Origin of the sequence: Herbidospora sakaeratensis, assembly GCF_001570525.1 — a bacterium.
Taxonomy (GTDB): Bacteria; Actinomycetota; Actinomycetes; order Streptosporangiales; family Streptosporangiaceae; genus Herbidospora; species Herbidospora sakaeratensis.
This window is the reverse complement of record NZ_BBXC01000025.1, coordinates 1-12,224: the sequence shown is the minus strand read 5'-3', so window position 1 is coordinate 12,224 and position 12,224 is coordinate 1. Positions and strand designations below refer to the sequence as shown.

Sequence of the window (12,224 nt, the reverse complement as noted above, 5' to 3'; positions counted from 1 at the left end):
TCGCCCTTCGCCTGCGCGCGCACTCAGAACAGCTGATCGGTGTCACCGCCGTCCTCGAGTGGGGCGATGAGCTGCTCTCCGTTGTTGCGCACGTTCCCCACCGCCGGATCCACCGGGTAGGCCACCAGCCCCGCCGACGTCGCCGGAACCAGGAGTTCGGAAGCGTCCGAAACCCCGGGGTCGAGCCATTCGGCCCACTTGTCGCGCGCGATCAGCATGGGCATGCGGTCGTGGATGTGGCCCAGGCGGTCTTCGGCGTCCTGGGTGATCACCGTGCAGGTGCAGATCCACTCGCCTTCCGGGTCCTTCCAGAACTCGTACAGGCCGGCCATCGCCAGCACGCCGCCGTCTTCCGGGTGGATGAAGAAGGGCTGCTTGCGCTTGTCGTCGGTCGGCATCCACTCGTAGTAGCCGTCGGCGGGCAGCAGGCAGCGGCGGGTGGCGAACGCCTTGCGGAAGGCGGGCTTCTCGGCGACCGTCTCGATCCTGGCGTTGATCATGCGGGAGCCGATCGACGGGTCCTTGGCCCAGCTCGGGACCAGGCCCCAGCGGACCACGCGGAGTTGCCTGACCGGCCTGGTCGCGCCCTCGACGTGGGGGACGCGGCTCATGACCGCGTACACGTTCTTGGTGGGGGCGACGTTGTAGTCGGGTTCGAGCTCCTCTTCCGAGTCGAGTTCGACCTCGAACTCCTCGAGCAGCTCGTGGCGTTTGCGCGCCGACGCGTATCTACCGCACATCACTCCAGACTGCCACCCGCCGATAGGCTTGGCCGCATGTCCGCTCCGTTGTGGCCCGCTCCCGTCGCGTCCGGCCCGGTGGTCGCCACCGTGGCGCTGCCCGGCTCCAAGTCCGTGACCAACCGCGCCCTGCCGCTGGCCGCGCTGGCCGACGGTCCGGGGCGGGTGCGGCTGGCGCTGCGCAGCCGCGACGCCGACCTGATGGCCGCCGGCCTGCGGACCCTCGGCGCCGGCATGACCAACGTCGGCACCAGCGCCTCCTCCGCCGACTGGGAGATGACGCCCGGCCCGATCACCGGCGGCGGCCACATCGACTGCGGCCTGGCCGGGACCGTCATGCGGTTCCTGCCGCCGATCGCGGCGCTGGCCGACGGCGAGGTCTCCTTCGACGGCGACCCCCACGCCCGCAAACGGCCGATGGGCACCATCCTCGACGCGCTCCGCGGCCTGGGGGCCCACGTCGACGGCGACCGGCTGCCGTTCACGATCCGCGGCCCGCTGTCGGGCGGCGAGGTGACCGTCGACGCGTCCGGCTCCTCCCAGTTCGTCTCCGGGCTGATGCTGGCGGCGGCCCGGTTCCCGAAGGGGGTCACGGTCCGCCACGTCGGACCGCCGGTCCCGTCGATGCCACACATCGCGATGACCGTCCAGATGTTGCGGGCCCGGGGCGTCGAGGTCGACGACTCCGAGCAGTACGTCTGGCGGGTGCTGCCCGGCCCCATCGCGGCCACCGATTTCACGGTCGAGCCCGACCTGTCGAACGCGGCCCCGTTCTTCGCCGCCGCGATGGTCGCCGGCGGTTCGGTGACGGTCCCCCACTGGCCGGCCGAGACCACCCAGCCGGGCGACCGGCTGCGTGAGCTGCTGACCGGCATGGGCGCCCGGGTCGAGCTGACCGCCGAGGGCCTGACCGTGCACGGCGACGCCCTCCACGGCGTCGACGTCGACCTGCGCGACGAGGCCGAGCTCACCCCGACCATCGTGGCGCTGGCCGCGCTGGCCGACTCGCCGACCCGCATCCGGGGCGTGGCCCACATCCGGGGCCACGAGACCGACCGCATCACCGCGCTGGCCACCGAGGTCAACCGCCTGGGCGGCGACGCCCGCGAGACCGACGACGGCCTGGAGATCTTCCCGAAGAAGCTCCACGAGGGCGTCTTCCACTCCTACGACGACCACCGCATGGCCACCGCCGGGGCCGTCATCGGCCTGGCCGTGCCCGGCGTCGAGGTCGAGAACATCGCCACGACCGCCAAGACCCTGCCCGAGTTCGCCACGATGTGGGCGGCCATGCTCCAGGGAGACGCGTCCTGAAACGGCGCGAATACGACGAAGACGACGTCAGGGTCCGGCCGGGCAAGGGGTCCCGGCCGCGCACCCGGCTCCGCCCTGCCCACGAAGCGGCGGTGCCGGGGTTCGTCGTCGCCGTCGACCGGGGCCGCTACACGGTGCTGACCGGGCGCGGCATCCACGAGACCGGCCCGTCGACCGTGATCACGGCCATGAAGGCCCGGGAGCTGGGGCGCAAGGGCATCGTGGTCGGCGACGAGGTCGCGCTCGTCGGCGACACCTCGGGCAAGCCCGACTCGCTGGCCCGGATCGTGCGCCGCGAGGAGCGCCGCTCGATGTTGCGGCGCAGCGCCGAAGACTACGACGAGGTCGAGCGGCCGGTCGTGGCCAACGCCGACCAGCTCGTCATCGTGACCGCGCTGGCCGACCCGCCACCCCGCCCGCGCATGATCGACCGCCTGCTGGTGGCGGCCTTCGACGCCGACATCGACCCGCTGCTCTGCCTGACCAAGGCCGACCTGGCCGCCCCCGACGAGCTGATCTCGCTCTACGAGCCGCTCGGCGTCGAGCACATCACGGTCCGGCGCGGCGGCGACCTGTCGGAGCTGCGCGACCATCTGACCGGCCGGGTGAGCGTGCTGGTCGGCCACTCGGGTGTGGGCAAGTCGACGCTGGTCAACGCGCTGGTGCCGACGGCGGGCCGGGCGGTGTCCCACGTCAACGCGGTCACCGGCCGGGGCCGCCACACCTCTACCTCCGCCGTCGCGCTGGAGCTGCCCGACGGCGGCTGGATCATCGACACGCCGGGCGTGCGCAGCTTCGGGCTCGGCCACGTCGAGATCGACAACGTGCTGGTCGCCTTCCCCGACTTCAACGAGGCCGCGGTCGACTGCCCGAAGGGCTGCACCCACCTGGGCGACGGCTGCGCCCTCGACCGTTTCGTGGCCGAGGGCCACGGCGACCCCGCCCGCCTGGTGTCACTGCGCCGTCTGCTGTCGAGCCGCGACGGCGCCCCGGACGACGACTAGCGGTTGGGCCGCAGCGTCCACTCCACGGTGACCTCGGCGACCGTCGCGCCTTCTGAGTTGCGTACCGTCACCTCGACCGTGAACTCCGGCCGCCGGCCTTCCGAGAGTTCCGTGAGCACCGCCTCGCGCTCGGCCCTCACCACCGCTTCGGCGCTCAGATCTCCAAGAGCCAGTTTCCTGTACGCCACCCGCCCCACCGTGGCCAGCGGCGTCGCCCGGTCGAGGGTGTCGCCGAACAGCGAGAGCATGGCCGCCCCGGAGGCCGACTCGGCCAGGGAGAACACCACTCCGGCATGGGGTCCGCCGACGTGGTTGTGCAGGTCGGGACGGTCGGCGAGACGAGCGACAGCCGTACCGGAGTCGACGGAGTCGAAAGACACGCCGAGGGTGCGCGCGAAGGGGACGCTCTGCAGGAACAGAGCCCCCGTGTCGAAAGTGGTCATGGACGGCATGTTACTCATTGGTAGGATCTGGAGCGGTCCCGGGTCTGATGGAAATGCGGGCCAAACCGCTAGCGTGTGATCCGTGACGGCTTACAACGATGATCTGCGACTCGCGCACGTGATGGCCGATGCGGCCGACGACATCTCGTTGCGCCGTTTCAAGGCCGTGGATCTGAAGGTCGAGACCAAGCCCGACCTGACTCCGGTCAGCGACGCCGACCGGGCGGTCGAGGAGGCGATCAGGGGCACCCTTCGCCGGGCTCGCCCCCGCGATGCCGTCATTGGCGAGGAGTTCGGCAAAACGGGCTACGGCATGCGTTCCTGGGTCATCGACCCCATCGACGGGACCAAGAACTTCGTGCGTGGCGTGCCCGTGTGGGCGACCCTGATCGCGCTCATGGAAGAGGGCAAGGTCGTCGTCGGATGCGTCTCCGCGCCCGCGCTCAACCGGCGCTGGTGGGCGGCCCGCGACGGCGGCGCGTTCACCGGCCGCAGTCTGACCAAGGCCACCCGGTGCCGGGTGTCGTCGGTCGCCAAACTGGAGGACGCGTCCTTCTCCTACTCCAGCCTCGGCGGCTGGGAGAAGGAGGGCAAGCTCGACAACCTCCTCGATCTGACGCGCAGTGTGTGGCGGACGCGGGCCTACGGCGACTTCTGGTCCCACATGATGGTGGCCGAGGGTGCGGTGGACGTCTCGGCCGAACCGGAACTGTCGCCATGGGACATGGCCGCGCTCACCGTGATCGTCGAAGAGGCCGGTGGTGCGTGTACCGGCGTGGGCGGCAATCCGCCGCTCGACAGCGGGAGCATGGTGTGCTCGAACGGGCTCTTGCACACCGAAGTACTCAAAAAGCTCTCTTAATAGACTTTTCCGGAGAAAAGGTCGGCCCACATCTGTTCGGCGCGTGAGGACACCATCCGCTCGGTCTCCTCGGTGAGCTGCGACTGCAATGTCGTACGCCGAATGAAGTACTGACCGGCGGCTCCGACGAATTCGTAGACCACTCCGCGGCACGAGCACGAATGAGCCCTGATCCGCTCGCGGTCGGTCCACCGCGCGCCGGGACGCCAGGTCAGCCGCCTGGCGTCCGGATCGGGATGGCTCGGCACGTGCGGGCCGTGATAGGTGGTCATGACCTTTCCACGCGAGACTGTCTTGGTGGGGGCGTCCATGTTGTGATACTCACGACCTGGGGCGATCCCGTGGAATACGCCATGCGGATCAGAAATCGCGATATTCGTCCGGCGAATTCCTGCGTGACGTCGCGAATGGGCGTAACTTACCGTCATGGGTCATGACGGAAACGGTCTGCCGCCGGACTTCTGGGCCCGGCCGCCGGTCGCCGGCGCGCTCGCCGAGTGTGACATGGCGACGATTCTCGATCAGGTCCGATCCGCTCGCGGATGGACGCAGGGCCAGCTCGCCGACTTCCTCGGCTACTCCCAGAGCTGGGTGTCCAAGGTGCTCAGAGGGCGCCAGTCGCTCACCGTCGACCAGATCCGCGACCTCGCGCGGCAGGTCGGCATCCCCCAGTACCTCCTGCGAATCGGCGACGTCGGGGGTGAGGACCCCACGAAACGCCGCGACTTCAGCAAGATAGCCTTCCTGGCCGCGATGCCCGTGGCGCCGTCCATCTCCTACCGGTCGGCCGACGAGACGACCGCGACGTCCCTCGCCGCGATCACCGGCGCGCAGCGCCGGCTGGAGGCCGAGACCCCCGCCCGCGAGCTCGCCCGCGGCGCCGTCGCCCACGTCGAGCTCACCAAACGGGCTCTGGCCCGGTCGGCCGAGACGCCGTTCGCGGTGGAGGTCTGCCCGACCGTCAGCGAGGCCGCCGGGTTCGCCGCCTGGTTGCACGCCGACATGCAGGACATCGGCACCGCCCGCATGTTCTACCGGTTCGCGGTCGACTCGGCCCGCCGGGCCGAACACCCGCTGCTGGAGGCCTACATGCTGGGCAGCCTGGCCGCGTTCGAGATCGACCACGACGACCCGCTGCTCGGGCTGACGATGGTCGCCCAGGCCAGGGCGCAGATGGGCGGCAACCCGCCGGCCACCGCCCGCGCCTGGCTGGCGTGCATCGAGGCGCTCGGCCACGCGGGCAAACGCGACGTCATGGCCGCGCTCAACTGCCTCCGCGAGGCGGAGATCGCCGTCGCCCAGAGCGAACGCACCTCGTCGCCCCCCTGGCCGTGGGTCTTCCCCTTCGACCCCGGCAAACTGGCCGGCTACCGCGCGCTGGTGATGGTCCGCCTGGGCCGCCCCCACGACGCGGTCTCGGCCTTCGCCGAATCCCTGGTCTCCGTACGCCCCGCCGCCAAGCAGCAGGCGCTGCTCATGCTCGAGATCGCCACGGCCCGCCGGATGGCCGGGGAGGTCGACGAGGCCTTCACCCTGGCCGGTGAGGCGCTCAAGGCGGGGGTCGTCTATTCGTCCGAGAGGGTGCTCCACCGGGTGCGGCGGTTCCGCCGCGACTACGAGGGCCCGCCGTCTCTGCTGGTCCGCGACTTCGACGACAGACTGCGTGCGACCAGCGCATTCTGAATCGGTCCAGCGGCCCCGCTCCACTTCGGAGCGGGGCTTTCATTAACGCCGCAATACGCCTGTGACCTGCCCGTTATCTCTCGAGACCTGAGCGAAGGGGACCAAACCCGTTCATTCTTCGTTCACCTTCGTCCGGTCGTCAGGTCACCTTCGGCCCCTAGCCTCCCGGTTGTTGAAGAAACAATCAGGAGGATTCAGCCGTGAAGTATGCAGGCCGGCTCGCCGTAGCCGCCATCGCCGGCGTGCTGTCGCTCGCCGCGTGTGGGACCGACGACAACACTGGCGCCAGTGAGACCACCGCTCCGGCGGCGGGCACCACTGCTCCCGCTGCCTCGGGTGACGCCGCCCTCAGCGGCACGATCAACGCCGCCGGCTCCTCGGCTCAGGCCAACGCCATCGACGAGTGGAAGAAGGCGTTCCAGAGCGCCAACTCCGGTGTGAGCATCAACTACCAGCCGAGCGGCTCGGGCGCCGGTGTCCAGGCGTTCATCGCCGGCACCGTCGCGTTCGCCGGTTCCGACTCGGCCCTGAAGGAAGACGAGCCGGCTCAGGCCGACGCCCGCTGCGCCACCGGCAAGGCCATCAACCTGCCGATGGTCGTGGGCCCGGTCGCCGTGGTCTACAACCTCCCCGGTGTCGACGGCCTCCAGCTTTCGCCGAAGACCATCGGTGGCATCTTCAACAGCCAGATCACCAAGTGGGACGACCCCGCGATCAAGGCTGACAACCCCGACGCCACGCTGCCCTCGACCGACATCCAGGCGTTCCACCGCTCGGACGAGTCGGGTACCAGCGACAACTTCACCAAGTTCCTGGCCGCCACCGCCGAGTGGCCGTACGAGCCGGGCAAGGCGTGGCCGGCCGAGGCCAAGGGCCAGGGCGCCAAGGGCTCCGACCAGATCGCCGCGTCGGTCAAGTCGACCGAGGGCGCCATCTCCTACGTCGAGCTCTCGTACGCCGAGAACTCCGGCCTGCAGAAGTCCAAGGTCGCCAACGGCTCCGGCGAGTTCGTCGAGCTGACCCCGGAGAGCGCCGGCAAGACCGTCGAGGCCGCGACCGTCGAGGGCACCGGCAACGACCTCAAGATGAAGATCGACTACGCCACCTCGGCCGCGGGCGCCTACCCGATCGTCCTGGTGACCTACGAGATCACCTGCGAGAAGGGCCTCTCGGCCCAGGACCTGCCGCTCGTCAAGGGCTTCCTCACCTACACCGCCTCGGACGAGGGCCAGCAGGTGCTGACCAACCTCGGCTACGCGCCGCTCCCCGCGTCGCTGCTGACCAAGGTCCGTACCGCGGTTGAGGCCATCTCCTAAGTAATGGCGACCTCGACGCAAATGCGTGAAGGCGGGTCGGCTCCCCTGAGCCGGTCCGCCTTCCGGCGCAGCCGTGGCGACGGCCCCTTCCGTTACGCATCGACCGGTGCGGGCATCCTGCTGCTCGTGATCATGGCGGCTATCGCCGTGTTCCTGATCGCGCGAGCCATCCCCGCACTCCAGGCGAACACCGCGTCGTTCCTGACCGAACTGACGTGGAACGCCAACGCCTCAGAGCCGAAGTTCGGCATCGGCGCGCTCGCGTTCGGCACGGTCGTCAGCTCCTTCCTGGCGCTGATCATCGCCACGCCGATCGCGATCGGGGTCGCGCTCTTCATCTCCCACTACGCCCCCCGCCGCCTGGCCTCGTTCCTGGGCTACATCATCGACCTGCTCGCGGCGGTGCCCTCGGTCGTGTACGGCCTGTGGGGCATCATCTTCCTGGTCCCGTTCATGCGCGGGCCCTCGCAGTTCCTGAACGACTACTTCGGCTGGATCCCGATCTTCGGCGGCGACCAGGTCGTCGGCAAGTCGATGCTCGTCGGCTCGCTCGTGCTGGCGATCATGATCCTGCCGATCATCGCGGCCATCTCCCGGGAGGTCTTCCTCCAGGCTCCCAAGCTCCAGGAGGAGGCGGCTCTCGCCCTCGGCGCGACCCGCTGGGAGATGATCCGGATGTCGGTGCTGCCGTTCGGCCGCCCCGGCGTGATCAGCGCCGCGATGCTCGGCCTCGGCCGCGCCATGGGTGAGACCATCGCGGTCGCCCTGATCTTCCCGGCCACGTTCACGATCAGCTACGAAATCCTCAGCGCCAACGGCAACAGCATCGCGGCCAACATCGCCAACGGCTTCGGCGAGGCCAACGACATCGGCCGGGGCGCGCTGATCGCGTCCGGTCTGGTGCTGTTCATCATCACCCTGCTGGTGAACATGGCCGCCCGCTGGGTCATCTCCCGCCGCAAGGAATACGCGAGGGTCGCCGCGTGAGTGCCGTCACCCCTGAAATCCAGCGCATCTCCGGGATGCGCCGCTTCAAGGACAAGGGCGTCCAGGCCCTTGTCTATCTGGCGTTCGTCATCGCGGTCATCCCGCTCGTCTCGGTCCTGTGGCTGGTCATCGCCAACGGCATCGCCCGCCTCGACCTGGAGTTCCTGACCCACTCGATGCGCAACATCGGGGCCAGGGACGCCGGCGGCGGCGCCTACCACGCCATCATCGGCACCCTGGAGCAGGTCGCGCTGGCCTCGGTCATCTCGGTGCCGATCGGTCTGTTCACGGCGATCTACCTGGTCGAGTACGGCACCAACGGCCGCCTCAAGCGCTCGATCAGCTTCTTCGTCGACATCATGACCGGTGTCCCCTCGGTCGTCGCCGGTCTGTTCGTGCTGGCCTTCTGGATCCTCATCCTGGGCATGCCGTTCTCCGGCTGGGCCGGCGCCATGGCGCTGGCGATCCTGATGTTGCCCACGGTCGTCCGGGCCGCGGAGGAGATGCTGCTGCTGGTCCCCAACGACCTGCGCGAAGCCTCCTACGCCCTGGGCGTCTCCAAGTGGCGCACCATCGTCAAGGTCGTGCTCCCCACCGCGTTCACCGGCATCGTGACCGGCGTCATGCTGGCCGTCGCCCGTGTCGCGGGTGAGACGGCGCCGCTGCTGCTGACGGTCTTCTTCACCGACTCCATCAACAACGACCCGTTCAACGGGCCGCAGATGGGCCTGCCTCTCTACGTGTTCGACCAGGCCGCCCGGCCCAACGACACCGCGATCGACCGCGCCTGGGCCGCCGCGCTCACGCTGATCATCATCATCATGCTGCTCAACCTGGCCGCGCGCCTGATCACCTACTGGCGCTCGCCCGCGAGGAAGAGGTAATAGCCATGGCCAAACAAATCGAGGTCACCGACGTCGATGCCTACTACGGCAGCCACAAGGCCATCGAAGGCATCAACATGACCATCGACGCCCGCGCGGTGACGGCCTTCATCGGCCCGTCCGGGTGTGGCAAGTCGACCTTCCTCCGCACCCTGAACCGCATGCACGAGGTGATCCCCGGCGCCCGCGTCGAGGGCAAGATCCGCATGGAGGACCAGGACCTCTACGGCTCCGACGTCGACCCCGTGTCGGTGCGCCGCACGATCGGCATGGTGTTCCAGCGCCCCAACCCGTTCCCCACGATGTCCATCTACGACAACGTGGCCGCGGGCCTGCGCCTCAACCACCGCTACTCGAAGTCGCAGCTCGACACCATCGTCGAGGACTCCCTCAAGGGCGCCAACCTGTGGAACGAGGTCAAGGACCGGCTCACCAAGCCCGGTTCCGGCCTCTCGGGCGGACAGCAGCAGCGTCTGTGCATCGCCCGCGCCATCGCGGTCCAGCCGCAGGTGCTGTTGATGGACGAGCCCTGCTCGGCCCTCGACCCCATCTCGACGCTGGCGATCGAAGACCTGATCTCCAAGCTCAAGCAGGAGTTCACGATCGTCATCGTCACCCACAACATGCAGCAGGCCGCTCGCGTGAGTGACAAGACGGCGTTCTTCAACCTGGCCGCTCAGGGCCAGCCGGGCAAGCTGATCGAGATGGACGACACCACCAAGATCTTCACGAGCCCGACTCAGAAAGCGACCGAAGACTACATCACCGGGCGTTTCGGCTGATCCGACACATTGGGGAGGACCGGGTGGACGGGGAAACTCGATCCGCGCCGACGCTGTTGGTCGCCGACCCCGACAGCGCCCTGGTCGAGAACCTGACACACGAACTCGAGTCCGAGGGAATCGACGTCACCGGCGTGTTCGACGGCGCCCAGGCGCTGCTCCAAGCTGGAGCACTGCGCCCGGACGCCGTCCTCATCAGCGCGTCGTTGCCCATCATCGGACCGGTCGACTTCGTGCGGGCGGTACGCCTGGCACGGGCCGTACCGGTCCTGCTGGGCGTCGGCGAGGGATTCGCGGAACAGGCCATGGAGGCGCTGGCGGCCGGAGCGACGGCGTGCGTCGCCCGGCCGTACCGCGTGCCCGAGCTGCTTCCGCTCGTCCACGCGGCGTTCCGCCGGCAGGGCATCCAGCGGACCGTGCTGACCATCGGCGACGTCGCCCTCGACGTCACGGCGTACCAGGTGAAGGTGGGCGGCCGCGTCGTCCACCTTCCGCTGCGCGAGTTCGAGCTGCTGCACTACCTCATGCGCAACGCCGACCGCACCGTGACCCGCGAGCAGATAATGCGGCACGTCTGGCACTCCGCGGACGCGATGTCCACCAACACCATCGCCGTCCACGTGAAACGCCTGCGCGCCCGGCTGGGCGACGAAGACGACAAACTCATCCAGACCGTGAGGGGGGTCGGCTACCGCCTGGTCACCCCTTAGGACAGACGCGAAACCCGTCGAGCACCCTCTCGACGAGCCTCTCGACCTTGGCGATCCCGGCCTCACTGGTGGCATTGTCCTCAGTGAGCACGGCCACCGCGTATCGATCGGCGATGAGCCCCACGCTCGTGATCGCCCACAGGTCGTTGGCCACATGCTTCAACCAGCCGTTCTTGAGCGCGACCCGCTCCCCGGCACAGGCCCCCGCACTCACCCCCCACTTCTGCTCCGGTACGACCCGGCGCATCAACCGCCGAACTACGGCGCCGTCGCGCAACTTCGGCAGACGCTTCAGCAACCGCACCTGGTCGTCGGCGGTGGTCCGGGTGATCCCCCAGCAGTAGAGGTCGACGCACCTCCCGGGCACCGCGGTGGTCGCCCGCAACCCGAAGGCCCTGTTGGCCCGGGCCAGCCCGGCTTCGCGGCCGATCCGCTCCCAGAGCCGATCGGCCGCTTTGTTGTCGGAGTACCGGATCATGATCTCGGCGTCCCTCCTGACGGCCCTGGGCAGCCGATCCCAGCGCTCCTTCCGCAACAACGCCATGAGGATGTCGACCTTCGCGACACTGGCCGTCGGGAGGACCTCCTCGGCGCCGAACCGGAACACCCTGCCGGTACGCAGATCCTCGACGGTGATCGACGTCCTGCCGGGCCGGCTCTCAAGCAGTGCTTTGACCGCTCGGGTGAGCTTGCGCCTGTTGACGGGGGGTTCCTTCGACTCCGGCACGCCCCGAGGCTCCGACCACACCGGCTCCGACTTGACCACTACGGCTCTGACCGGAACCTGGGACCTCTCGGGTCGGCGGGGGAGGTCATGCGAGGCGGCACTGGCGGCCAGGGCCAGCGCTGCGAGGAGGGGGAGAACCACACGACGGGGGGACATCGTGGGCATCAATGTAGCCGCGGAAACCAACGCCGGACCATTTCCCCGTTGAACAACAGCCCACGCGACTGCGGGTGCCATGGTGTGACCGATGAGCACCAGCTGCGCCGGCAACTGCCTGCCTCGCCGACTCTTCTTAACGTGCCGCGTGACCGACGTCGCATCCGGTCCAGATGCTTGGCTGAGCCGCCGGGGAGATCAAGCCCCTGTGATCGCCTCTGAAAAGCAGAAAGCCCGGCCGCACGGCCGGGCAGAAACCACACCCGCGCGAAACCCGACACCACCACCGGTGCGGCCCGCGAATAACTCGTGACACGTCGAAGGCCACCCGCTCGTCAGGAAGGCCTGGCAAGTCTTCCCCCGTGATGCGGACCTGCCCGGAAACGACCAAAGCCCGGCCGCGCGGCCGAGCCAGAACAACACCCGCAAACAACCCAAGCCGCCCCCCGGCTGACGCCAGGCCGATACCCGATGGCGTGCCGGCGGCTTGCATGCGCTCTGGAAACGACGAAAGCCCAGCCAAACGGCTGGGCTCACCCCATGAAACGCCTTCGGTAGAGAACCGACGAAAGCCCGGCCGCAAGGGCCGGGCAGAGAAAACACCCCCGCACAAACC

At 68.9% G+C, this 12,224-nt stretch carries 13 protein-coding genes; 9 read left to right on the top strand and 4 right to left on the bottom strand.

What is annotated here, in order from left to right; all coding sequences use genetic code 11:
* Positions 1 to 23 precede the first annotated feature (23 nt).
* The gene (locus AW271_RS34715) at positions 24 to 740 is read right to left on the bottom strand and encodes an SOS response-associated peptidase (protein ID WP_062342192.1); all 717 of its coding nucleotides are present in this window, start codon (positions 738 to 740) and stop codon (positions 24 to 26) included.
* A 36-nt stretch (positions 741 to 776) separates the two neighbouring features.
* Between AW271_RS34715 and aroA the strand changes: the two genes are divergently transcribed.
* Entirely contained in the window at positions 777 to 2,054 is a 1,278-nt protein-coding gene (gene aroA / locus AW271_RS34710) for a 3-phosphoshikimate 1-carboxyvinyltransferase (RefSeq protein WP_062342005.1), read from the top strand.
* Complete coding sequence (rsgA, locus tag AW271_RS34705; protein ID WP_062342190.1) at positions 2,051 to 3,058, top strand: ribosome small subunit-dependent GTPase A; 1,008 nt, start codon at positions 2,051 to 2,053, stop codon at positions 3,056 to 3,058. The genes aroA and rsgA overlap by 4 nt, the downstream gene beginning before the upstream one ends.
* Here rsgA and AW271_RS34700 read toward each other — a convergent pair.
* Entirely contained in the window at positions 3,055 to 3,501 is a 447-nt protein-coding gene (locus tag AW271_RS34700; RefSeq protein WP_245653345.1) for a DUF4442 domain-containing protein, read from the bottom strand. The two genes, rsgA and AW271_RS34700, sit on opposite strands and share 4 nt — an antisense overlap.
* Positions 3,502 to 3,583: 82 nt before the next feature.
* Between AW271_RS34700 and hisN the strand changes: the two genes are divergently transcribed.
* A complete protein-coding gene (hisN, locus tag AW271_RS34695) occupies positions 3,584 to 4,363 on the top strand; it encodes a histidinol-phosphatase (RefSeq protein WP_083974678.1) in 780 nt (259 codons plus the stop codon).
* Here the strand turns inward: hisN and AW271_RS34690 are convergent.
* Entirely contained in the window at positions 4,360 to 4,674 is a 315-nt protein-coding gene (locus AW271_RS34690) for a hypothetical protein (RefSeq protein WP_157554954.1), read from the bottom strand. The two genes, hisN and AW271_RS34690, sit on opposite strands and share 4 nt — an antisense overlap.
* A gap of 115 nt (positions 4,675 to 4,789) precedes the next feature.
* Here AW271_RS34690 and AW271_RS34685 point away from each other — a divergent pair, with 115 nt between their 5' ends.
* The 6 genes from AW271_RS34685 to AW271_RS34660 all read left to right on the top strand — a co-directional run bounded on the left by AW271_RS34685 (position 4,790) and on the right by AW271_RS34660 (position 10,725).
* Complete coding sequence (locus AW271_RS34685) at positions 4,790 to 6,046, top strand: helix-turn-helix domain-containing protein (protein WP_062341997.1); 1,257 nt, start codon at positions 4,790 to 4,792, stop codon at positions 6,044 to 6,046.
* Between the two features lie 200 nt (positions 6,047 to 6,246).
* Positions 6,247 to 7,362 carry a phosphate ABC transporter substrate-binding protein PstS gene (gene pstS, locus AW271_RS34680; protein WP_062341995.1) on the top strand — a complete coding sequence of 372 codons (1,116 nt, stop codon included), beginning with the start codon at positions 6,247 to 6,249 and terminating at the stop codon, positions 7,360 to 7,362.
* Positions 7,363 to 7,365: 3 nt separating this feature from the next.
* On the top strand, positions 7,366 to 8,349 hold the full coding sequence (gene pstC / locus AW271_RS34675; RefSeq protein WP_062341994.1) for a phosphate ABC transporter permease subunit PstC: 984 nt from the start codon (positions 7,366 to 7,368) through the stop codon (positions 8,347 to 8,349).
* Entirely contained in the window at positions 8,346 to 9,233 is an 888-nt protein-coding gene (gene pstA / locus AW271_RS34670; RefSeq protein WP_245653344.1) for a phosphate ABC transporter permease PstA, read from the top strand. The genes pstC and pstA overlap by 4 nt, the downstream gene beginning before the upstream one ends.
* Before the next feature lie 5 nt (positions 9,234 to 9,238).
* Positions 9,239 to 10,015 carry a phosphate ABC transporter ATP-binding protein PstB gene (pstB, locus tag AW271_RS34665; protein WP_062341990.1) on the top strand — a complete coding sequence of 259 codons (777 nt, stop codon included), beginning with the start codon at positions 9,239 to 9,241 and terminating at the stop codon, positions 10,013 to 10,015.
* A 23-nt stretch (positions 10,016 to 10,038) separates the two neighbouring features.
* The gene (locus AW271_RS34660; protein ID WP_030456421.1) at positions 10,039 to 10,725 is read left to right on the top strand and encodes a response regulator transcription factor; all 687 of its coding nucleotides are present in this window, start codon (positions 10,039 to 10,041) and stop codon (positions 10,723 to 10,725) included.
* On the opposite strand, the gene AW271_RS34655 is transcribed toward AW271_RS34660, so the two are convergent.
* Positions 10,715 to 11,452: a serine hydrolase gene (locus tag AW271_RS34655; protein WP_245653343.1), complete on the bottom strand. Its 738-nt coding sequence runs from the start codon at positions 11,450 to 11,452 to the stop codon at positions 10,715 to 10,717. The two genes, AW271_RS34660 and AW271_RS34655, sit on opposite strands and share 11 nt — an antisense overlap.
* Between the last annotated feature and the right edge of the window lie 772 nt (positions 11,453 to 12,224).